Raw genomic sequence first — 17966 nt, 5'->3', positions numbered from 1 at the left:
GCCGCGCGGGCCGGTTGGCGCCGCAAGGCGCCGGGTGTGAGCACTATATGGGGTCGGGCAGCGGGATGCCACCCCGGCAGAAATGACGTTTCTCATACCCGGTGGGCGGACATGCTCGGTCTCTCCTGGCCTTGTCAGCCGATTTGGCAGTCAGGGTCGGCCTGGCTTATTTGGGATAGCTGATCTCATTGATGTACCAGCAGGCGTCACCCACTGGCGTTTGCACCATGGCTTCATCGCCCACCTCTTTCTTGAGCAGGGCGCGGGCCATGGGGGAATCGATGGAGATGTAATCCTTGCGGCCGAAGATCTCGTCATAGCCGACGATGCGAAAGCGCTTGGTCTCACCCTCGTCGTTTTCCACCTCGACCCAGGCGCCGAAGAATACCTTGCCCTCCTGGGAGGGTGAGTAGTCGACTATGGTCAGCTCTTCCAGGCACTTGCGCAGGTAGCGAACCCGGCGGTCGATCTCCCGCAGGCGTTTCTTGTTGTACTGGTAATCGGCATTCTCGCTGCGATCACCCAGGCTCGCCGCCCAGGCCACTTTTTTGGTGACATCGGGCCTCTCCTCCCGCCAGAGCATGTCGTGCTCCTGCCGGAGCCTGGTGTAGCCTTCACGGGTAATGAGTTTGGTTTTCATGGAGTTATCACTCCCTCGCCAATTGCATCCGGTTGCTCGGGATCTTAGTCATTGTCGCCGCGCTGTCGAGCAAAAAGCAGAGCTGGCCATCCATCCTTCCCGGCTCCGGGGCCGAATGAGGGCAATAACCGGTAACATATTTATGCTTTGTGGTTGCAGGGGGCGGCTCTAGTATGAGGGGAGACAGAAAAGAGAGGTGGCAATGAGTCAGCAATACAAGGTCCTGGTGGTGGACGACGATCTGAAACTGCGTTCCTTGCTGGAGCGCTACCTCACCGAGCAGGGGTTTGTAGTGCGAGGTGTCGCCAACGGGGAGCAGGCCGATCGCCTGCTGACGCGTGAAAACTTCAGCCTGATGGTGCTTGATCTGATGCTGCCGGGGGAAGACGGCCTCTCCATCTGCCGCCGCCTGCGCGAGGCCGGCAACCAGATCCCTGTCTTGATGCTCACCGCCAAGGGGGACGAAGTGGATCGCATCGTCGGTCTGGAGATGGGGGCCGACGATTATCTGCCCAAGCCGTTCAACCCCCGTGAGCTGCTGGCCCGGATCCGCGCCGTGCTGCGCCGCCATACCGTGGAGCTGCCCGGCGCCCCTTCCGCGGCGGAGAAGATGGTGAGTTTCGGGGCCTACCAGCTCAATCTGGCGACCCGTGAACTGAGCCGTGATGGCGAACCGGTTGCCCTGACCAGCGGGGAGTTCGCCGTGCTCAAGGTGCTGGTGAGTCATCCTCGCGAACCGCTCTCCCGTGACAAGCTGATGAACCTGGCCCGTGGTCGCGAGTACACGGCCACCGAGCGCAGCATTGATGTGCAGGTCTCCCGCCTGCGCCGCCTGCTGGAACAGGACCCGGCCCAGCCTCGCTATCTGCAGACCGTCTGGGGTCTGGGGTATGTGTTCGTACCGGACGGTGAGAACGCATGAAGAAAGTGGGCAGCATGTTCTCCCGCATGCTCTGGTTTCTGGCTGCCGTGCTGGTGGTCTATCAAGTCGTCTCCTACGTTACCTTCTACAACTACCTGCTGGCGCCGACCGTCAAGCAGATCAGCCACCTGCTGGCAAACCAGGTCAAACTCATCTTTCCGGTGGACAACAACCAGCTGGCGCTCAGTGAAGATGCCGAGGCGCTGGTCTATGTCACCACTGGCAGCGACATCTATACCCAGAGCGAGGCGGAGCAGCACGGGCTGAATGATTCCAAGCCCTACCCCTATCTGGAGCAGAGCATCAGCCGCGAATTGAAAGGGGATACCAGGGTCAGAGTTGAAATCCAGGATCACTACATCATCTGGATCCAGCCTCCCCAGGCCAGCCAGATGTGGGTGCGCATTCCCCTGACTGAAATTGAAGATGACGACATCGAACCGCTCATCCTCTATATGAGCGTCTTGCTGGTGGTGACCCTGTTTGCAGCCTGGCGTTTTGCCCGTCAGCTGGTGCGACCGCTGGAGGATCTGGAAGCGGGGGCCGTGGCGGTGGCGCGCGGCAACTTTCCCGATGCCCTGGGGGAGCAGGGCTCGCGGGAGGTGCGCCGCCTGACCCGCACCTTCAACCACATGTCGAGCTCCATCAAGGGGCTGATCGAGGAGCGCAACCTGATGATGGCCGGGGTATCCCACGATTTGCGCACCCCTCTCACCCGCATTCGTCTCGCGACCGAGATGATGTCCTCGGGGGATGAGTACCTCAAGGAGAGCATCAATGCGGATATCGATGAGTCGAACGGCATCATCGATCAGTTCATCGACTACATTCGCCCGAACGAGGGGCTCGATGCCCGGCCCGTCGACCTGACCCAGCTCATTCACGATGCGTTGCTGATGCAGACCGATCAGGGACTGGAAGTGGAGCTGCTCCTGCCGGAGGAGGCGGTGCGTGTGGCCTGCCATCCCATCAGCATTCGCCGTATCCTCAACAATCTGTCGGGCAACTCCCTGCGCTATGGCGCGACCCGGTTGCAGGCCGAGCTCAGGGATGATGGCCACTGGGTGCGGCTGCGACTCTCCGACAATGGCCCGGGGATCGCAGAAGAGGACTACTCCCGGGTGCTCAAGCCCTTCACCCAGGGCAATGTGGCGCGCACCGGTGGCGGCAGTGGGCTGGGGCTGGCCATCGTTGCCAAGATAGTTTCCCAGCATCACGGCACCATCAGGTTGGGGCGCTCCGAACTGGGGGGCTTGCAGGTGGAGATCCGGCTACCCAAGAACCAGCCGCTGGAGTGGATGGATTGAAAGCAGGGCGTATCGAGAGATGCGCCCTTTTGTCTGTCAGGGGTGGAGGTCGCTCACCTTGCGGTAGCGCTTGCCATATTTGAGTTGCTGGATAAGCAGGGCGGCGACGATGAGAGCCAAGCCGATGGGGGTTGCCGGGTGAATGGTTTCGCCGATCAACAGGTTGAGCAGCACCAGAGAGGCAAACGGCGAGATGAAGATGAGGTTACTGATGGGGGCTGTGTTGGTGGCGTGGCGCAGGGCCATCAGCCAGAGCACGAAACCGAAGCCCATCTCGAACAGCCCCACATAGATGGCGCCAGCCCATCCCTGCCAGGCGGTCATGGCAAAGTCCGAGAGCAACCAGGTCGCCACGATGATGAAGGGCAGGCTGATGAGGAAGCCGAGCAGCAGGCTGACGACGGGATCCCCCTGATTGCGGGTGTTGAGGATCCAGTAACCGGCCCAGATCAGGGTCGACACCAGCGCCAGCGTGACGCCGAGGGGGCTGTCGAACTGTAGACCGAACACGTCCCCCCTGGTGGCGATCACCAGGGCGCCGAAATAGCCGAGCACGATGGCGACGCCATCGCGGCGGCGCAGCTTTTGACCGAGGAAGGGAACGGCCAGCAGGCTGAGGGTGATGGCCCAGGTGTAGTTGAGAGTCTGTGCCTGCTGGGCGGGCAGCAGATCATATGCCTTGAACAGCAGCAGGTAATAGAGGAAGGGGTTCAGGACCCCGAGAGCGAGGTAGTAGAGGGGGCGACTCTTGATGTAGTCGAGCAGTAGCGGCAGTTTGCCCTGACAGGCCACGATGCACCCCAGGGTCAGGGTCGAGGTGCAGGCCGCGACCAGCAGCAGCTGTACCGGTTCAAAGTAGGCGAGGGAGATCTTGAAGGCGCTGGCCACCGTGGACCAGAGGGCGACGGCACAGAGCCCGTACTGGTAGGCTTTCTTCTGATTGTTGAGCATGGGATGCGTTCCGCAAACTGGGGCGAGGGCGCAGTCTATCAGCCTGTTTGCAACATTGTCGTTACCGTCTCGCCGATGGCGATGATTTGATCGCCTGGAGATCCATCTGCCACACAACATTGCGCACAATCTGTCCGCCTTCACTTGCGTGAGTGGAAAAAATCCGTATAATCCCCTCCGCTTGCCCATGAGGCAGCCAGACGATATGTCTGCTTGCTGAGCTTCCCGTTTACGAGTTGCCAGCCATACAGTCCTCCCGATATGGGAGGAAACGTGAAAAATCACACCTCTGGCGGGAGTAGTTCCGGTCGGGCGGTGTTGATTTATGTTCTTTTATCTATTGGAGCTCTGTCAATGCAGAACCAAAGAATCCGTATCCGCCTGAAGGCTTTTGATCATCGCCTGATCGATCAATCCACTGCGGAAATCGTTGAAACTGCTAAGCGCACTGGCGCGCAGGTTCGCGGTCCTATCCCGCTGCCGACTCGCAAAGAGCGTTTCACCGTTCTGATCTCCCCGCACGTCAACAAAGACGCGCGTGATCAGTACGAGATCCGCACTCACAAGCGTCTGGTAGACATCGTTGAACCGACTGACAAGACCGTTGACGCTCTGATGCGTCTGGATCTGGCAGCTGGTGTAGACGTCCAGATCAGCCTGGGTTAATTACGGAAAGAGGTTGATAACAATGACAATCGGTCTTGTAGGTCGCAAAGTGGGTATGACTCGCATCTTCACTGAAGATGGCGTTTCTATCCCGGTGACTGTTATCGAAGTTGAAGCTAACCGTGTAACTCAGGTCAAATCTGTAGAAACCGACGGCTACAACGCTATTCAGGTTACCACTGGCGCCAAGAAAGCCAGCCGCGTAACCAAGCCGGAAGCTGGCCACTTCGCCAAAGCTGGTGTAGAAGCCGGTCGCGGTCTGTGGGAATTCCGCCTGAACAACGGTGAAACTTTCACTGTTGGTAGCGAGCTGAAAGTAGATCTTCTCGCTGACGTTAAGCTGGTAGACGTTACCGGCACATCCAAGGGTAAAGGTTTTGCCGGTACTGTTAAGCGCTGGAACTTCCGTACCCAGGATATGACCCACGGTAACTCCCTGTCCCACCGTGTACCTGGCTCCATCGGTCAAAACCAGACCCCGGGCCGTGTATTCAAGGGCAAGAAGATGGCTGGTCACATGGGTGCTGAGCGTGTAACGACTCAGAACCTGGAACTGGTTCGTGTTGACGCTGAACGCAACCTGCTGCTCATCAAAGGCGCAGTACCGGGTGCAACCAACGGCAACGTGATCGTCAAACCTGCCGTCAAAGCGTAACGTCTGAGGAGATAGTAATGGAATTGGTAATGAAAGACGCCAAGAGCGCTCTTGAAGTTTCCGAGACTACCTTCGGGCGCGAATTCAACGAAGCTCTGGTTCACCAGGTTGTCGTTGCATATGCCGCTGGTGCCCGTCAGGGTACTCGTGCGCAGCTGACTCGCTCTGAAGTGTCTGGTGGCGGCAAAAAGCCGTGGCGTCAGAAGGGTACTGGTCGTGCCCGTGCTGGCTCCATCCGTTCGCCCATCTGGCGTTCCGGTGGTGTGACCTTTGCTGCTAAGCCGCAAGATCACAGCCAGAAAGTAAACAAGAAGATGTACCGCGGCGCTATCCGTAGCATCCTGTCCGAGCTGGTACGTCAAGAGCGCCTGATCGTTGTTGAGAAGTTCGGCATCGAAGCGCCGAAGACCAAAGAACTGATCGCCAAGCTGAAAGAAATGGAACTGACTGACGTTCTGATCGTGACTGCTGAAGTCGATGAGAACCTGTTCCTGGCTGCTCGTAACCTGTACAAAGTTGACGTGCGTGACGTTGCCGGTATCGACCCGGTCAGCCTGATCGCTTTCGACAAGGTTCTGATGACTGCTGACGCAGTTAAGCAAATCGAGGAGATGCTGGCATGATCCGTGAAGAGCGTCTGCTGAAAGTTCTGAAGGCTCCGCACATCTCTGAAAAGAGCACCATGGTCGCAGAAAAGCAGAACACTATCGTGTTCAAAGTTGCTGTTGATGCCACCAAGGCGGAAGTCAAAGCTGCAGTTGCGAAACTGTTCGAGGTCGAAGTTGAGACCGTCCGTACCCTGAACATGAAGGGTAAGACCAAGCGCGCAGGTGCACGCGTAGGCCGTCGTTCCGATTGGAAAAAGGCTTATGTGACCCTGAAAGCTGGTCAGGACATCGACTTCATGGGCGCAGCCGAGTAAGAGGAGTTCTGAAAAATGGCAATCGTTAAGTGCAAGCCTACTTCTCCGGGCCGCCGCCACGTCGTCAAGATCGTCAACCAAGAGCTGTACAAGGGCAAGCCCTTCGCCGCTCTGCTGGACAGCAAAAGCAAGTCCGGTGGCCGTAACAACAACGGTCGTATCACCACTCGTCATATCGGTGGTGGTCACAAGCAACACTACCGTCTGATCGACTTCAAGCGCGACAAAGACGGCATTCCGGCCAAAGTTGAGCGTCTGGAATACGATCCTAACCGTACCGCAAACATCGCCCTGGTGCTGTATGCAGACGGTGAGCGTCGTTACATCCTGGCCCCGAAAGGCCTGAAAGCTGGTGATGCAATCGCCTCTGGTGCTGATGCTGCCATCAAGGTAGGTAACACCCTGCCGATGCGCAACATCCCGGTCGGTTCTACCGTTCACGCCGTTGAGATGAAGCCTGGTAAAGGTGCCCAGCTGGCTCGTTCCGCTGGTACTTTCATCCAGATCCTGGCTCGTGAAGGTAACTATGTAACTCTGCGTCTGCGTTCCGGCGAAGTACGTAAAGTTCTGGCCGAGTGCCGCGCTACCATCGGTGAAGTGGGTAACTCCGAGCACATGCTGCGTCAACTGGGTAAAGCCGGTGCTAACCGCTGGCGTGGTATTCGTCCGACCGTTCGCGGTATGGCGATGAACCCGGTTGATCACCCGCACGGTGGTGGTGAGGGTCGTAACAAGGGCATGCAGCCTGTGTCCCCATGGGGCCAGAAGGCTAAGGGCTTCAAGACCCGTAAGAACAAGCGTACCGACAAGTACATCGTACGTCGTCGTAACAAGTAATTGTTAACATAGAGGAATCACCATGCCACGTTCTCTCAAGAAGGGTCCATTTATCGACCTGCACTTGCTGAAGAAGGTAGAGAAAGCGGTGGAAAGCGGGGATAAAAAGCCGGTTAAGACCTGGTCCCGTCGTTCAATGATCATCCCGAACATGATCGGTTTGACCATCGCTGTCCATAATGGTCGTCAGCACGTTCCGGTTTTCGTTACCGAAGAAATGATCGGTCACAAACTGGGTGAATTCGCACCGACTCGTACTTATCGCGGCCATGCTGCTGATAAGAAGGCTAAGAAGCGCTAAGGGATAAATGATGGAAGCTATCGCTAAACACCGTTATGCCCGTACTTCTGCCCAGAAAGCTCGTCTGGTAGCCGATCAAGTACGTGGTCTGTCCGTAGACAAGGCTCTGAACATCCTGACCTTCAGCCCGAAAAAGGCTGCTGTTCTGGTGAAGAAAGTGCTGGAATCTGCCATTGCCAACGCTGAGCACAACGAAGGTGCCGATATCGACACCCTGCGTGTTGCCACCATCATGGTAGACGAAGGTCCCTCCATGAAGCGCATCCGCCCGCGTGCCAAAGGTCGCGCGGATCGTATCCTCAAGCGTACCGCTCACATCACTGTAGTGGTATCCGACGCTAAGGCTGGGAGATAAGCAATGGGTCAGAAAGTACATCCTAATGGCATTCGCCTGGGTATTACCAAGCCTTGGAATTCTACCTGGTTCGCGAACACCAAAGACTTCGCTGACAACCTGTACAGCGATTTCCAAGTACGCCAGTTCCTGACCAAGGAGCTGAAAAACGCTTCCTTGTCCAAGATCACTATCGAGCGTCCGGCCAAGAGCATCCGTGTGACCATTCACACCGCTCGTCCGGGTGTCGTGATCGGCAAGAAAGGCGAAGACGTTGAAAAACTGCGCAAAGCTGTAGCCGCAATCGCTGGCGTGCCTGCTCAGATCAACATTTCCGAAGTCCGCAAGCCGGAGCTGGATGGCAAACTGGTTGCCGACAGCATCACTTCCCAGCTGGAGCGTCGCGTAATGTTCCGTCGTGCTATGAAGCGCGCCGTACAGAACGCCATGCGCCTGGGTGCCAAGGGCATCAAAGTGGAAGTTTCCGGTCGTCTGGGCGGTGCTGAAATCGCGCGTACCGAATGGTACCGTGAAGGTCGTGTGCCCCTGCACACCCTGCGCGCCGACATCGACTACGCAACTTCTGAAGCCCACACCACTTACGGTGTGATCGGCGTTAAAGTTTGGATCTTCAAGGGCGAAGTTCTGGGCGGTCTGGCTGCAGTCAATGCTGCCGCTGCTCAAGAGCAAGCTCCTGCGAAGCCCAAGCGTGACAACAAGCGCCGCGCTGCCAAGTAAGGAGATTCGGTAAATGTTGCAACCTAAGCGTACTAAATTCCGCAAGACCCACAAGGGTCGTAACCGCGGTCTGGCCAATGCCGGTAACGAAGTATCCTTCGGTACCTTTGGCCTGAAGGCGACATCTCGTGGTCAACTGACTGCTCGTCAAATCGAAGCAGCCCGTCGTGCCATGACCCGTCACGTTAAGCGTCAAGGCAAGATCTGGATCCGTGTGTTCCCGGACAAGCCCATCACCGAAAAGCCCCTCGAAGTTCGTATGGGTAAAGGTAAGGGTAACGTGGAATACTGGGTTTGCCCGATCCAGCCTGGCAAGGTTCTGTACGAGATGGATGGTGTACCTGAGGCTCTGGCGCGTGAAGCGTTTGCCCTGGCCGCAGCTAAGCTGTCTGTTCAGACCACTTTCGTAATTAAGACGGTGATGTGATGAAAGCCCAAGATCTGCGTCAAAAGAGCGTCGAAGAACTGAACCAGGAGCTGCTGGGTCTGCTGCGTGAGCAATTCAACATGCGCATGCAAGCTTCCACCGGCCAGCTGGCTCAGACTCACACTCTGAAACAAGTGCGTCGTGACGTCGCACGTATCAAGACTGTACTGACTGAGAAGGCAGGTGCGTAATGACTGACAAGATCCGTACTCTGCAAGGTCGTGTAATTAGCGACAAGATGGACAAGTCCATCACCGTCGCTATCGAGCGCAAGGTAAAGCACCCGATCTACGGTAAGATCATCAAGCGTACTACCAAGCTGCACGTGCATGACGAGAACAACGAGTGCAAGGCTGGCGATCTCGTGGAAATCCGCGAGTGCCGCCCGCTGTCCAAGACCAAGTCCTGGACCCTGGTTGCTGTCGTAGAAAAGGCCTAATTCGGTACTTTTTAGCCCAAACGGCCCCCCATCGGGGCCGTTTGTTTTTTAGGCTACCTTTTCAAAAATAGCTGTGTTATAGTTTCGCGCCTTTTGAAGGCAGCCAGATCCCATCAGGGATAAGAAGTAAACAAAGCGGAGCACTAAGATGATCCAGATGCAAAGTATGCTGGGTGTTGCCGACAACTCCGGCGCTCGCAGTGTAATGTGTATTAAGGTTCTGGGTGGTTCGCACCGCCGTTATGCCGGCATCGGCGACATCATCAAGGTTTCCATCAAGGAAGCCATTCCTCGCGGTAAAGTGAAGAAAGGTGATGTGTATAACGCGGTGGTCGTACGCACCCGTAAAGGCGTTCGTCGTCCGGACGGCTCTGTCATCCGTTTCGACAACAATGCGGCTGTGTTGCTTAACAACAACCAACAGCCAATCGGTACTCGTATTTTTGGCCCGGTGACCCGTGAACTCCGTAACGAGAAGTTCATGAAGATTGTGTCCCTGGCACCCGAAGTACTGTAAGGAGTCGAACGATGGCAGCTAAAATCCGTCGCGAAGACGAAGTAATTGTTCTTACCGGCAAAGACAAGGGCAAGCGTGGCAAAGTCACTCAAGTCCTGATTGCAAAAGGTAAGGTAATCGTGGAAGGCATCAACCAGGTGAAGAAACACCAAAAGCCGGTACCCGCACTGGGTCAGGCTGGCGGCATCGTCACCAAAGAAGCCCCCATCGATGTATCTAACGTCGCGCTGTTCAACTCTGCCACTGGCAAGGCTGACCGCGTTGGTTTCCGGATTGAAGACGGCAAGAAAGTCCGTTTCTTCAAATCCACCGGCGAACTTGTGAAGTAATTGGAGTTTAACGATGGCGAAACTGCATGATTACTACAAATCCGATGTAGTAAATGAACTGTCCAAGCAGTTCGGTTACAAGACTATCATGCAAGTCCCTCGGATCGAGAAAATCACCCTGAACATGGGTGTTGGTGAAGCGATCTCTGACAAGAAGTTGCTGGAAAATGCTGCTGCCGATATGGCTGCCATTTCCGGTCAGAAACCGCTGATCACCAAAGCACGCAAATCTGTTGCGGGCTTCAAGATTCGTGAAGGCTACCCGATAGGTTGTAAAGTAACCCTGCGTGGCGAGCGTATGTGGGAGTTCCTGGAACGGCTGATTTGCATCTCCGTACCGCGTATCCGTGACTTCCGTGGTCTGAACGCCAAGGCGTTCGATGGCCGTGGTAACTACTCCATGGGCGTGCGTGAGCAAATCATCTTCCCGGAAATCGACTATGACAAGGTCGATCGCGTCCGTGGTCTGGATATCACCATCACCACTTCCGCGAATACCGACGAAGAAGGCCGTGCTCTGCTGGCTGCCTTTAACTTCCCATTCCGCAAGTAAGGTTAGGGTTATGGCTAAAACATCCATGAAAGCACGTGAAGCAAAGCGTGCGAAGCTGGCAGCCAAGTTCGCGACCAAGCGTACCGAGCTGAAAGCTATCATCGTTGATATGAACGCTTCTGAAGAAGCGCGTTGGGATGCTGTCTTGCAACTGCAACAGCTGCCCCGTGATTCCAGTCCGTCCCGCCAGCGTAACCGTTGCAACATCACTGGTCGTCCGCACGGTTTCCTGCGGAAGTTTGGCCTCTCTCGCATCAAGGTGCGTGAGCATGCCATGAAGGGCGAAATTCCGGGCCTCAAAAAGGCCTCTTGGTAAGAATCTCGGGAGTTAGACTATGAGCATGCAAGATCCGATCGCGGATATGCTGACCCGCATCCGTAACGGTCAGGCGGCGAGCAAAGTTGCGGTTTCCATGCCTTCTTCCAAGCTGAAAGTGGCTATCGCCAAAGTGCTGAAAGAAGAAGGTTACATCGCTGGCTACAACGTAGCTGGTGACGTGAAACCGGAACTGGAAATCGAACTGAAGTATTTCCAGGGCAAGCCGGTTGTAGAACTGATCCAACGCGTGAGCCGTCCCGGCCTGCGTATTTACAAGCGCACTACTGATCTGCCGAAAGTCATGGGCGGTCTCGGTGTTGCTATCGTGTCCACGTCTAAAGGTGTGATGACCGACCGTGCTGCCCGCAAGGCAAGCATGGGTGGTGAGATCATCTGCTACGTCGCTTAATAGGAGGTCGGAAATGTCTCGCGTTGCTAAGGCACCCGTCACTATTCCTGCTGGCGTAGAGGTGACTCTGAACGGCCAAGAACTGTCCATCAAAGGTGGCAAGGGTTCCCTGGTTCGTTCCATCCACGCCGGTGTAGAAGTGACCAAAGAAGACAATGTACTGAAGTTCGCCCCGCGCGACGGCATCGCTGGTGCTGACGCTCAGGCCGGTACTGCCCGTGCATTGGTCAACAACATGGTAGTCGGTGTTACCCAAGGCTTCGAGCGCAAGCTGCAGCTGGTTGGTGTAGGTTACAAAGCCTCCATCAAGGGCAATGCTGTTGCGCTGGCACTGGGCTTCTCTCACCCGGTAGAGCATGCGCTGCCGGCTGGTGTCACCGCTGAATGTCCGTCCGCCACCGAGATCGTTCTGCGTGGTGTGGACAAGCAGCTGGTTGGCCAAGTCGCCGCCGATATCCGTGCTTACCGCGCTCCGGAGCCCTACAAGGGCAAGGGTGTACGCTATGCCAACGAGCAAGTGCGTACTAAAGAAGCTAAGAAGAAGTAAGGTAACACTATGGACAAGAAAGCAGCTCGTCTCCGTCGTGCTACTCGTGCTCGGAAAAAGATGCAGGAACTGGGAGCTACCCGTCTGGTTGTTCACCGTACCCCGCGTCATATCTATGCGCAGGTTATTGCAGCCAACGGTTCCGAAGTTCTGGCCTCTGCTTCCACAGTAGAGAAAGCCATCAGTGAAGCTCTGAAATACACCGGTAACGCAGATGCTGCTACCGCTGTAGGTAAGGCTATCGCTGAGCGTGCTATTGCCAAAGGCGTTCAGAACGTATCTTTCGATCGTTCCGGTTTCAAGTATCACGGTCGTGTAGCCGCTCTGGCTGCCGCTGCTCGTGACGCTGGTCTTCAGTTCTAAGCTAGGAGTCGAAGATGGCTAAAGTCGAATCTCAAGCCGGCGAACTGCAAGAAAAGCTCATTGCAGTAAACCGCGTTTCGAAAACTGTTAAAGGTGGTCGTATCATGTCCTTCACCGCGTTGACCGTGGTGGGTGATGGTAACGGCCGTGTAGGTTACGGTTACGGTAAGGCCCGTGAAGTTCCGGCCGCCATTCAAAAGGCGATGGAACAGGCTAAACGTAACCTGAACAAGGTTGAGCTGAACAACGGCACCCTGCACCACCCGGTGCGTGGCGTTCACTCTGGTTCCACCGTGTTCATGAAGCCGGCCTCCCAAGGTACTGGTATCATTGCAGGCGGCGCCATGCGTGCCGTACTGGAAGTTGCTGGTATCCACAACGTGCTGGCCAAGACCTACGGTTCCACCAACCCAATCAACGTTGTTCGCGCAACTGTCGACGCTCTGGTTCACGGTCAATCACCGGAACAGATCGCGGCCAAGCGTGGTCTGCGCGTTGAAGAAATTCTGGGGTAATGCGACATGGCTAACACTGTAAAAGTAACTCAAACTCGCAGCTCTATCGGCCGTCTGCCAAAGCACAAGGCGACTCTGCGTGGTCTGGGTCTGCGTCGCATTGGTCACACCGTTGAGCTGGAAGATACTCCCTGCGTACGCGGTATGATCAACCAGGTTTATTACATGGTTAAGGTGGAGGGCTAAGCATGCGTCTGAATACTCTGTCTCCGGCCGCTGGCTCCAAGCGCGTCAAGCACCGTCCGGGCCGTGGTATCGGTTCTGGTCTGGGCAAGACCGGTGGTCGTGGTGTTAAAGGTCAAACCTCTCGTTCCGGTGGCGGCAAGGTCCGCAACGGTTTCGAAGGCGGCCAGATGCCTTTGAAAATCCGTCTGCCGAAGTTCGGTTTCTTCTCTCGCAAATCTTTGGTTTCTGCCGAAGTGCGCCTGAACGAAATCGCCCTGGTAGAAGGTGATGTGGTCGACGTGAGCACTCTGAAGCAAGCCGGTGTTATTACCAAAAACATCGTGTTCGCTAAAGTTGTTCTGTCTGGCAACATTGACCGTGCTGTGACCGTTCGTGGTCTGTCCGTCACCAAGGGTGCACGTGCAGCCATCGAGGCCGCTGGCGGTAAAATCGAGGAATAATCAGTACAATGGCTAAGAAACCAGGATTGGATGTTAAAGCACAAGGTGGTCTGAGCGAACTGAAGAGCCGTCTGCTCTTCGTTCTCGGGGCAATTATCGTGTTCCGTGCAGGCTCTTATGTGCCGATCCCTGGTATTGACGCCGCCGTACTGGCCGAGTTGTTCCAACAACAGAAGGGCACCATCATTGAGATGTTCAACATGTTCAGTGGTGGTGCACTCTCGCGTGCTTCTATTCTTGCGCTGGGGATCATGCCGTACATTTCGGCGTCGATCATTATCCAGTTGCTGACTGTGGTTCACCCTGCTCTTGCTGAACTCAAGAAAGAAGGTGAATCCGGCCGTCGCAAGATTAGCCAATATACCCGTTGGGGCACGCTGGTTTTGGGAACGTTCCAGGCCATTGGTATTGCAACAGGTCTGCCGAATATGATGCAAGGACTCGTGACTCATCCGGGTTTGGGCTTCTATTTCACAGCCGTTGTGAGTCTGGTCACCGGTACCATGTTCTTGATGTGGTTGGGTGAACAGATTACCGAGCGTGGGATTGGTAATGGTATCTCGTTGATTATCTTCACAGGTATCGTCGCCGGTCTGCCTCATGCCATTGGCGCTACGGCCGAACAGGCACGTCAAGGGGAATTGCACATCCTGCTGTTGTTGTTGCTAGGCTTGATTGTTTTCGCTGTGACTTACTTTGTGGTGTTCGTGGAGCGTGGTCAGCGTCGTATCGTCGTTAACTATGCCAAGCGTCAACAAGGCCGCCAGGTATTCGCTGCGCAAAGCACACACCTGCCGTTGAAAGTGAATATGGCCGGTGTGATTCCTGCGATTTTCGCATCCAGCATCATCCTCTTCCCGGGTACCATTACCTCCTGGTTTGGTCAGGGCGAGGGCAAGATCGCTGACATTCTGCAACAGGTCTCTATGGTCCTGCAGCCGGGTCAGCCCTTGTACGAGATGCTCTATGCAGCAGCCATTATCTTCTTCTGCTTCTTCTATACCGCGCTGGTGTTCAACCCCCGCGAGACAGCAGATAACCTGAAGAAGAGTGGAGCCTTTATCCCGGGGATCCGCCCGGGCGAGCAGACAGCACGTTACATCGATAAGGTTATGACTCGCCTGACATTGGCAGGTGCGCTCTATATTACCTTTATCTGTCTGGTACCCCAGTTCCTGATGACTGCCTGGAACGTACAGTTCTACTTCGGTGGCACCTCGCTGCTGATTATCGTGGTAGTTATCATGGACTTCATGGCTCAGGTTCAGACCCATATGATGTCTCATCAATATGGCGACGTCCTGAGGAAGGCCAACCTGAAGGGCTACGGCCGCTAAAGGTCGGCGTAGTTACGGAGTTAAGCAATGAAAGTTCGTGCTTCCGTTAAGGCAATCTGCCGTAACTGCAAAATCATCAAGCGTCACGGTGTGGTGCGTGTGATTTGCAGCGAGCCAAAGCATAAACAGCGCCAAGGCTAATTTTTTACGGTTAGTACTTGCAACAAATAGTTGTGCTGGCTAATATAGCCAGCCAACTTTTGTTGTGTATTGGTTGACCGCCACGTATCCGCTCACGGGCTTTGTGGTGGTCGTTATCTACTATATGTAGGAGTGAATAGTGGCCCGTATCGCTGGCATTAACATTCCTGACCATAAACATGCAGTCATTGCGTTGACTGCTATTTATGGCGTCGGTCGTACCCGCTCCAAGGCCATCTGTGCCGCAGCCGGTATCGCTGAGAATGTGAAAATTAAAGACCTGGACGAAGCTCAGATTGAGAGTCTGCGTGAACAAGTAGGTAAATTCACCGTCGAAGGTGACCTGCGTCGTCAGATTTCCATGAACATCAAGCGATTGATGGATCTGGGTTGCTACCGTGGTTTGCGTCACCGTCGTAGCCTGCCTGTTCGTGGTCAACGTACCAAGACCAACGCTCGTACCCGTAAGGGTCCGCGCAAGGCTATCAAGAAGTAACGGGAAGGTAGAAAATGGCTAAAACTCCGACTCGTGCTCGCAAGCGCGTTAAAAAGCAAGTGAGCGACGGTATTGCGCACGTTCATGCATCTTTCAACAACACAATCGTGACCATTACTGACCGTCAGGGCAATGCTCTGTCTTGGGCTACCTCTGGTGGTTCCGGTTTCCGTGGTTCCCGTAAGTCCACTCCGTTTGCTGCCCAGGTAGCTGCTGAGCGTGCTGGTGAGATCGCCAAAGAATACGGCGTGAAGAACCTGGAAGTCATGGTCAAAGGTCCGGGTCCCGGTCGTGAGTCTTCCATCCGCGCTCTGAACGCGGCTGGTTTCCGCATCACTAACATTACTGATGTGACTCCGATCCCGCACAACGGTTGTCGTCCTCCCAAGAAGCGCCGCGTGTAACGCTGTAGCTACTTGGTCTAGGATTGTTGGAGAAAGAAGATGGCAAGATATATCGGTCCTAAGCTTAAGCTTAGCCGTCGTGAGGGCACCGACCTCTTCCTGAAGTCTGGTGTTCGTGCGATTGATTCTAAGTGCAAGATTGACACCGTTCCTGGTCAACACGGTGCGCGTAAAGCGCGTCTGTCCGACTACGGTGTGCAACTGCGCGAGAAACAAAAAGTACGTCGTATCTACGGCGTATTGGAAAAACAGTTCCGCAACTACTACCGCGACGCTGCCCGTCAAAAGGGTAACACCGGTGAAAACCTGTTGCAGCTGCTGGAAGGTCGTCTGGACAACGTCGTCTACCGCATGGGCTTCGGTGCCACTCGTGCTGAATCTCGTCAGCTGGTGAGCCACAAAGCCATCATGGTAAACGGCCGCGTTGTGAATGTTCCTTCTTTCCAGGTATCCCCTGAGGACGTGATCTGCGTTCGCGAGAAGGCTAAGAAGCAAGCGCGTATCAAAGCTTCCCTGGAAGTTGCTGGTCAGCGCGAGAAGCCGACTTGGGTAGAGGTTGACGCTGCTAAGATGGAAGGTGCCTTCAAGCGCCTGCCGGAGCGTTCCGACCTGTCTGCCGACATTAACGAACAGCTGATCGTCGAGCTTTACTCCAAGTAAAGCTAGCTTCTAAAGAGAGGACACAATGCTGGGTTCTGTAACAGATTTTCTTAAACCGCGGCTAGTTGACATCGAGCAAGTTAGCCCGACTCACGCGAAAGTGACTCTCGAGCCGCTTGAGCGTGGCTTTGGCCACACGCTGGGCAATGCCCTGCGTCGTATTTTGCTGTCATCTATGCCCGGTTGTGCGGTTACTGAAGTCGAGATCGACGGAGTACTGCACGAGTACAGCAGCAAAGAAGGTGTACAGGAAGACATTCTTGAAATCCTGCTCAACCTGAAAGGTATCGCTGTGAAGCTGGAAGGCAAGGACGAGGTAACTCTGTCCCTGACCAAGTCTGGAACAGGCCCCGTTACCGCTGGTGATATCACTCACGGTGATGAAGTCGAGATCGTAAACCCGGAGCACGTAATCTGCCACCTGACTGGTGCAAATGCTGAGATCAGCATGCGCCTGAAAGTTCAGCGCGGTCGTGGTTATGTGCCTGCTTCTGCTCGTGTTCACAACGATGATGAAGAGCGTCCTATCGGTCGCCTGCTGCTGGACTCCGCGTTCAGCCCCATCGTTCGCATCGCCTACAATGTCGAGGCGGCACGTGTGGAACAGCGCACCGACTTGGACAAGCTGGTTATCGACATGGAGACCAATGGTACTCTGGATCCGGAAGAAGCAATCCGTCGTTCAGCCACTATTCTGGCAGAGCAACTGGAAGCCTTCGTGGATCTGCGCGATGTCAGCGTGCCCGAGAAGAAAGAAGAGAAACCCGAGTTTGATCCGATTCTGCTACGTCCTGTCGATGATTTGGAGCTGACAGTTCGTTCAGCGAACTGTCTGAAGGCAGAAGCTATCCACTATATTGGTGATCTGGTACAGCGTACCGAAGTTGAGTTGCTTAAGACTCCTAACCTCGGTAAGAAGTCCCTGACTGAGATCAAGGACGTGTTGGCCTCCCGTGGTCTGTCTCTTGGCATGCGCCTTGAGAACTGGCCGCCCGCCAGCATCGCTGACGAGTAATCCAGATTACGGGTTTCACAGATTTAGTTAGAAGGATAAGGTCATGCGCCATCGTTTGAGTGGTCGTCAACTGAACCGGAACAGCAGCCATCGTCAGGCTATGTTCCGCAACATGGCCAGCTCCCTGGTTCGTCATGAGATCATCAAGACGACTCTGCCTAAGGCAAAAGAGCTGCGTCGTGTAGTTGAACCGCTGATCACCCTTGCCAAGACTGATAGCGTTGCTAATCGTCGCCTGGCATTTGCCCGTACTCGCGATAACGCGATCGTGGCTAAGCTGTTCAATGAACTGGGCCCGCGCTACCTGGAGCGCGCCGGCGGTTATACTCGCATTCTGAAATGCGGTTTCCGTGCTGGCGACAACGCTCCTATGGCTTACATTGAGCTGGTAGACCGCCCGGCCGCTGCTGAAGCAGCTGCTGAGTGATAAAAGAAAAAGCCGGGCTTGTCCCGGCTTTTCTTTTGGTGGATTCTGATACTGCCTCTACTGCCTCTACTGCCTCTACTGCCTCTACTGCCTCTACTGCCTCTACTGCCTCTACTGCCTCTACTGCCTCTACTGCCTCTACTGCCTCTACTGCCTCTACTGCCTCTAC

General features: G+C 55.2%; 32 protein-coding genes. 30 read left to right on the top strand and 2 right to left on the bottom strand.

All coding sequences use genetic code 11. The features are described from left to right. Nucleotides 1–166: 166 nt before the first annotated feature. Nucleotides 167–640 (bottom strand): transcription elongation factor GreB, encoded by a 474-nt coding sequence (gene greB, locus ACB037_RS17650; RefSeq protein ID WP_039039492.1) that lies wholly within the window; start codon nucleotides 638–640, stop codon nucleotides 167–169. A 202-nt stretch (nucleotides 641–842) separates the two neighbouring features. Here greB and ompR point away from each other — a divergent pair, with 202 nt between their 5' ends. Both ompR and envZ read left to right on the top strand, forming a co-directional pair. After that, nucleotides 843–1562, top strand: coding sequence for a two-component system response regulator OmpR (gene ompR, locus ACB037_RS17645; protein ID WP_010672556.1), 720 nt, complete (start codon nucleotides 843–845; stop codon nucleotides 1560–1562). Next, entirely contained in the window at nucleotides 1559–2869 is a 1311-nt protein-coding gene (gene envZ, locus ACB037_RS17640; protein WP_010672557.1) for a two-component system sensor histidine kinase EnvZ, read from the top strand. The genes ompR and envZ overlap by 4 nt, the downstream gene beginning before the upstream one ends. Nucleotides 2870–2905: 36 nt before the next feature. On the opposite strand, the gene ACB037_RS17635 is transcribed toward envZ, so the two are convergent. Further along, nucleotides 2906–3820: a DMT family transporter gene (locus ACB037_RS17635; RefSeq protein ID WP_371175667.1), complete on the bottom strand. Its 915-nt coding sequence runs from the start codon at nucleotides 3818–3820 to the stop codon at nucleotides 2906–2908. Nucleotides 3821–4174: 354 nt separating this feature from the next. Between ACB037_RS17635 and rpsJ the strand changes: the two genes are divergently transcribed. The 28 genes from rpsJ to rplQ all read left to right on the top strand — a co-directional run bounded on the left by rpsJ (nucleotide 4175) and on the right by rplQ (nucleotide 17797). Next, nucleotides 4175–4486, top strand: coding sequence for a 30S ribosomal protein S10 (rpsJ, locus tag ACB037_RS17630; RefSeq protein WP_005307944.1), 312 nt, complete (start codon nucleotides 4175–4177; stop codon nucleotides 4484–4486). Nucleotides 4487–4508: 22 nt separating this feature from the next. Next, nucleotides 4509–5141 carry a 50S ribosomal protein L3 gene (rplC, locus tag ACB037_RS17625; RefSeq protein ID WP_010672559.1) on the top strand — a complete coding sequence of 211 codons (633 nt, stop codon included), beginning with the start codon at nucleotides 4509–4511 and terminating at the stop codon, nucleotides 5139–5141. 17 nt (nucleotides 5142–5158) lie between these two features. Then, nucleotides 5159–5764, top strand: a complete 606-nt coding sequence (gene rplD / locus ACB037_RS17620; protein WP_005340616.1) for a 50S ribosomal protein L4 — start codon at nucleotides 5159–5161, stop codon at nucleotides 5762–5764. Next, the gene (gene rplW, locus ACB037_RS17615) at nucleotides 5761–6063 is read left to right on the top strand and encodes a 50S ribosomal protein L23 (protein WP_005307955.1); all 303 of its coding nucleotides are present in this window, start codon (nucleotides 5761–5763) and stop codon (nucleotides 6061–6063) included. Before rplD ends, rplW begins: the two co-directional genes overlap by 4 nt. Before the next feature lie 15 nt (nucleotides 6064–6078). Then, nucleotides 6079–6900 (top strand): 50S ribosomal protein L2, encoded by an 822-nt coding sequence (rplB, locus tag ACB037_RS17610; RefSeq protein WP_010672560.1) that lies wholly within the window; start codon nucleotides 6079–6081, stop codon nucleotides 6898–6900. Nucleotides 6901–6922: 22 nt separating this feature from the next. Next, on the top strand, nucleotides 6923–7201 hold the full coding sequence (gene rpsS / locus ACB037_RS17605; protein ID WP_005307960.1) for a 30S ribosomal protein S19: 279 nt from the start codon (nucleotides 6923–6925) through the stop codon (nucleotides 7199–7201). A gap of 10 nt (nucleotides 7202–7211) precedes the next feature. Further along, a complete protein-coding gene (gene rplV, locus ACB037_RS17600; protein ID WP_010672561.1) occupies nucleotides 7212–7556 on the top strand; it encodes a 50S ribosomal protein L22 in 345 nt (114 codons plus the stop codon). A 3-nt stretch (nucleotides 7557–7559) separates the two neighbouring features. Next, a complete protein-coding gene (rpsC, locus tag ACB037_RS17595) occupies nucleotides 7560–8273 on the top strand; it encodes a 30S ribosomal protein S3 (RefSeq protein WP_005331168.1) in 714 nt (237 codons plus the stop codon). A 13-nt stretch (nucleotides 8274–8286) separates the two neighbouring features. Further along, entirely contained in the window at nucleotides 8287–8700 is a 414-nt protein-coding gene (gene rplP, locus ACB037_RS17590; protein ID WP_010672562.1) for a 50S ribosomal protein L16, read from the top strand. Beyond that, the gene (gene rpmC / locus ACB037_RS17585; RefSeq protein ID WP_005307965.1) at nucleotides 8700–8891 is read left to right on the top strand and encodes a 50S ribosomal protein L29; all 192 of its coding nucleotides are present in this window, start codon (nucleotides 8700–8702) and stop codon (nucleotides 8889–8891) included. Before rplP ends, rpmC begins: the two co-directional genes overlap by 1 nt. Then, nucleotides 8891–9139, top strand: coding sequence for a 30S ribosomal protein S17 (rpsQ, locus tag ACB037_RS17580; protein ID WP_005307966.1), 249 nt, complete (start codon nucleotides 8891–8893; stop codon nucleotides 9137–9139). The genes rpmC and rpsQ overlap by 1 nt, the downstream gene beginning before the upstream one ends. 148 nt (nucleotides 9140–9287) lie before the next feature. Then, nucleotides 9288–9656: a 50S ribosomal protein L14 gene (rplN, locus tag ACB037_RS17575; protein WP_005307975.1), complete on the top strand. Its 369-nt coding sequence runs from the start codon at nucleotides 9288–9290 to the stop codon at nucleotides 9654–9656. Between the two features lie 11 nt (nucleotides 9657–9667). Then, nucleotides 9668–9985, top strand: a complete 318-nt coding sequence (gene rplX / locus ACB037_RS17570; protein WP_005307977.1) for a 50S ribosomal protein L24 — start codon at nucleotides 9668–9670, stop codon at nucleotides 9983–9985. Between the two features lie 13 nt (nucleotides 9986–9998). Continuing rightward, a complete protein-coding gene (gene rplE, locus ACB037_RS17565) occupies nucleotides 9999–10538 on the top strand; it encodes a 50S ribosomal protein L5 (protein WP_005331162.1) in 540 nt (179 codons plus the stop codon). 10 nt (nucleotides 10539–10548) lie between these two features. Continuing rightward, entirely contained in the window at nucleotides 10549–10854 is a 306-nt protein-coding gene (gene rpsN / locus ACB037_RS17560; RefSeq protein WP_005331161.1) for a 30S ribosomal protein S14, read from the top strand. Nucleotides 10855–10873: 19 nt separating this feature from the next. Next, entirely contained in the window at nucleotides 10874–11266 is a 393-nt protein-coding gene (gene rpsH / locus ACB037_RS17555) for a 30S ribosomal protein S8 (protein WP_010672564.1), read from the top strand. A 13-nt stretch (nucleotides 11267–11279) separates the two neighbouring features. After that, nucleotides 11280–11813 (top strand): 50S ribosomal protein L6, encoded by a 534-nt coding sequence (gene rplF / locus ACB037_RS17550; protein ID WP_010672565.1) that lies wholly within the window; start codon nucleotides 11280–11282, stop codon nucleotides 11811–11813. Between the two features lie 9 nt (nucleotides 11814–11822). Then, nucleotides 11823–12176, top strand: coding sequence for a 50S ribosomal protein L18 (gene rplR, locus ACB037_RS17545; protein WP_010672566.1), 354 nt, complete (start codon nucleotides 11823–11825; stop codon nucleotides 12174–12176). Nucleotides 12177–12190: 14 nt separating this feature from the next. Continuing rightward, nucleotides 12191–12691, top strand: coding sequence for a 30S ribosomal protein S5 (gene rpsE, locus ACB037_RS17540; RefSeq protein ID WP_005340605.1), 501 nt, complete (start codon nucleotides 12191–12193; stop codon nucleotides 12689–12691). Between the two features lie 6 nt (nucleotides 12692–12697). Then, nucleotides 12698–12877 carry a 50S ribosomal protein L30 gene (gene rpmD, locus ACB037_RS17535; RefSeq protein WP_005307985.1) on the top strand — a complete coding sequence of 60 codons (180 nt, stop codon included), beginning with the start codon at nucleotides 12698–12700 and terminating at the stop codon, nucleotides 12875–12877. Nucleotides 12878–12879: 2 nt separating this feature from the next. Beyond that, nucleotides 12880–13317 (top strand): 50S ribosomal protein L15, encoded by a 438-nt coding sequence (gene rplO, locus ACB037_RS17530; protein WP_005307987.1) that lies wholly within the window; start codon nucleotides 12880–12882, stop codon nucleotides 13315–13317. Nucleotides 13318–13325: 8 nt separating this feature from the next. Next, entirely contained in the window at nucleotides 13326–14654 is a 1329-nt protein-coding gene (gene secY / locus ACB037_RS17525) for a preprotein translocase subunit SecY (RefSeq protein WP_010672567.1), read from the top strand. Nucleotides 14655–14681: 27 nt separating this feature from the next. Next, a complete protein-coding gene (gene rpmJ / locus ACB037_RS17520) occupies nucleotides 14682–14795 on the top strand; it encodes a 50S ribosomal protein L36 (protein ID WP_005319705.1) in 114 nt (37 codons plus the stop codon). Between the two features lie 139 nt (nucleotides 14796–14934). Next, a complete protein-coding gene (gene rpsM / locus ACB037_RS17515; protein WP_005307991.1) occupies nucleotides 14935–15291 on the top strand; it encodes a 30S ribosomal protein S13 in 357 nt (118 codons plus the stop codon). 14 nt (nucleotides 15292–15305) lie between these two features. Further along, nucleotides 15306–15695 (top strand): 30S ribosomal protein S11, encoded by a 390-nt coding sequence (gene rpsK / locus ACB037_RS17510; protein WP_005319702.1) that lies wholly within the window; start codon nucleotides 15306–15308, stop codon nucleotides 15693–15695. A 39-nt stretch (nucleotides 15696–15734) separates the two neighbouring features. Further along, entirely contained in the window at nucleotides 15735–16355 is a 621-nt protein-coding gene (gene rpsD / locus ACB037_RS17505; RefSeq protein WP_010672568.1) for a 30S ribosomal protein S4, read from the top strand. 25 nt (nucleotides 16356–16380) lie between these two features. Next, nucleotides 16381–17370, top strand: coding sequence for a DNA-directed RNA polymerase subunit alpha (gene rpoA / locus ACB037_RS17500; protein WP_005307997.1), 990 nt, complete (start codon nucleotides 16381–16383; stop codon nucleotides 17368–17370). Between the two features lie 43 nt (nucleotides 17371–17413). Next, nucleotides 17414–17797 carry a 50S ribosomal protein L17 gene (gene rplQ / locus ACB037_RS17495; protein ID WP_005307999.1) on the top strand — a complete coding sequence of 128 codons (384 nt, stop codon included), beginning with the start codon at nucleotides 17414–17416 and terminating at the stop codon, nucleotides 17795–17797. Nucleotides 17798–17966: the final 169 nt, after the last annotated feature.

The sequence above is a fragment of the Aeromonas sp. S19(2024) genome (assembly GCF_041402625.1).
GTDB lineage: Bacteria > Pseudomonadota > Gammaproteobacteria > Enterobacterales > Aeromonadaceae > Aeromonas > Aeromonas caviae.
Note: the sequence above shows the minus strand (reverse complement) of the source record. Positions and strands in the feature narration are given on the sequence as shown.

What these genes read in the sequence shown, in the direction of transcription:
- greB (WP_039039492.1), bottom strand. Translation starts at nt 640, where the DNA reads ATGAAAACCAAACTCATTACCCGTGAAGGCTACACCAGGCTCCGGCAG.
- rpsK (WP_005319702.1), top strand. Translation starts at nt 15,306, where the DNA reads ATGGCTAAAACTCCGACTCGTGCTCGCAAGCGCGTTAAAAAGCAAGTG.
- rpsE (WP_005340605.1), top strand. Translation starts at nt 12,191, where the DNA reads ATGGCTAAAGTCGAATCTCAAGCCGGCGAACTGCAAGAAAAGCTCATT.
- rpmD (WP_005307985.1), top strand. Translation starts at nt 12,698, where the DNA reads ATGGCTAACACTGTAAAAGTAACTCAAACTCGCAGCTCTATCGGCCGT.
- envZ (WP_010672557.1), top strand. Translation starts at nt 1,559, where the DNA reads ATGAAGAAAGTGGGCAGCATGTTCTCCCGCATGCTCTGGTTTCTGGCT.
- rplE (WP_005331162.1), top strand. Translation starts at nt 9,999, where the DNA reads ATGGCGAAACTGCATGATTACTACAAATCCGATGTAGTAAATGAACTG.
- ACB037_RS17635 (WP_371175667.1), bottom strand. Translation starts at nt 3,820, where the DNA reads ATGCTCAACAATCAGAAGAAAGCCTACCAGTACGGGCTCTGTGCCGTC.
- rplX (WP_005307977.1), top strand. Translation starts at nt 9,668, where the DNA reads ATGGCAGCTAAAATCCGTCGCGAAGACGAAGTAATTGTTCTTACCGGC.
- rplB (WP_010672560.1), top strand. Translation starts at nt 6,079, where the DNA reads ATGGCAATCGTTAAGTGCAAGCCTACTTCTCCGGGCCGCCGCCACGTC.
- rpsS (WP_005307960.1), top strand. Translation starts at nt 6,923, where the DNA reads ATGCCACGTTCTCTCAAGAAGGGTCCATTTATCGACCTGCACTTGCTG.
- rplQ (WP_005307999.1), top strand. Translation starts at nt 17,414, where the DNA reads ATGCGCCATCGTTTGAGTGGTCGTCAACTGAACCGGAACAGCAGCCAT.
- rpsN (WP_005331161.1), top strand. Translation starts at nt 10,549, where the DNA reads ATGGCTAAAACATCCATGAAAGCACGTGAAGCAAAGCGTGCGAAGCTG.
- rpmC (WP_005307965.1), top strand. Translation starts at nt 8,700, where the DNA reads ATGAAAGCCCAAGATCTGCGTCAAAAGAGCGTCGAAGAACTGAACCAG.
- ompR (WP_010672556.1), top strand. Translation starts at nt 843, where the DNA reads ATGAGTCAGCAATACAAGGTCCTGGTGGTGGACGACGATCTGAAACTG.
- rplC (WP_010672559.1), top strand. Translation starts at nt 4,509, where the DNA reads ATGACAATCGGTCTTGTAGGTCGCAAAGTGGGTATGACTCGCATCTTC.
- rpsH (WP_010672564.1), top strand. Translation starts at nt 10,874, where the DNA reads ATGAGCATGCAAGATCCGATCGCGGATATGCTGACCCGCATCCGTAAC.
- rpoA (WP_005307997.1), top strand. Translation starts at nt 16,381, where the DNA reads ATGCTGGGTTCTGTAACAGATTTTCTTAAACCGCGGCTAGTTGACATC.
- rplO (WP_005307987.1), top strand. Translation starts at nt 12,880, where the DNA reads ATGCGTCTGAATACTCTGTCTCCGGCCGCTGGCTCCAAGCGCGTCAAG.
- rplW (WP_005307955.1), top strand. Translation starts at nt 5,761, where the DNA reads ATGATCCGTGAAGAGCGTCTGCTGAAAGTTCTGAAGGCTCCGCACATC.
- secY (WP_010672567.1), top strand. Translation starts at nt 13,326, where the DNA reads ATGGCTAAGAAACCAGGATTGGATGTTAAAGCACAAGGTGGTCTGAGC.
- rplD (WP_005340616.1), top strand. Translation starts at nt 5,159, where the DNA reads ATGGAATTGGTAATGAAAGACGCCAAGAGCGCTCTTGAAGTTTCCGAG.
- rplV (WP_010672561.1), top strand. Translation starts at nt 7,212, where the DNA reads ATGGAAGCTATCGCTAAACACCGTTATGCCCGTACTTCTGCCCAGAAA.
- rpsC (WP_005331168.1), top strand. Translation starts at nt 7,560, where the DNA reads ATGGGTCAGAAAGTACATCCTAATGGCATTCGCCTGGGTATTACCAAG.
- rpsJ (WP_005307944.1), top strand. Translation starts at nt 4,175, where the DNA reads ATGCAGAACCAAAGAATCCGTATCCGCCTGAAGGCTTTTGATCATCGC.
- rplN (WP_005307975.1), top strand. Translation starts at nt 9,288, where the DNA reads ATGATCCAGATGCAAAGTATGCTGGGTGTTGCCGACAACTCCGGCGCT.
- rplR (WP_010672566.1), top strand. Translation starts at nt 11,823, where the DNA reads ATGGACAAGAAAGCAGCTCGTCTCCGTCGTGCTACTCGTGCTCGGAAA.
- rplP (WP_010672562.1), top strand. Translation starts at nt 8,287, where the DNA reads ATGTTGCAACCTAAGCGTACTAAATTCCGCAAGACCCACAAGGGTCGT.
- rplF (WP_010672565.1), top strand. Translation starts at nt 11,280, where the DNA reads ATGTCTCGCGTTGCTAAGGCACCCGTCACTATTCCTGCTGGCGTAGAG.
- rpsQ (WP_005307966.1), top strand. Translation starts at nt 8,891, where the DNA reads ATGACTGACAAGATCCGTACTCTGCAAGGTCGTGTAATTAGCGACAAG.
- rpsD (WP_010672568.1), top strand. Translation starts at nt 15,735, where the DNA reads ATGGCAAGATATATCGGTCCTAAGCTTAAGCTTAGCCGTCGTGAGGGC.
- rpmJ (WP_005319705.1), top strand. Translation starts at nt 14,682, where the DNA reads ATGAAAGTTCGTGCTTCCGTTAAGGCAATCTGCCGTAACTGCAAAATC.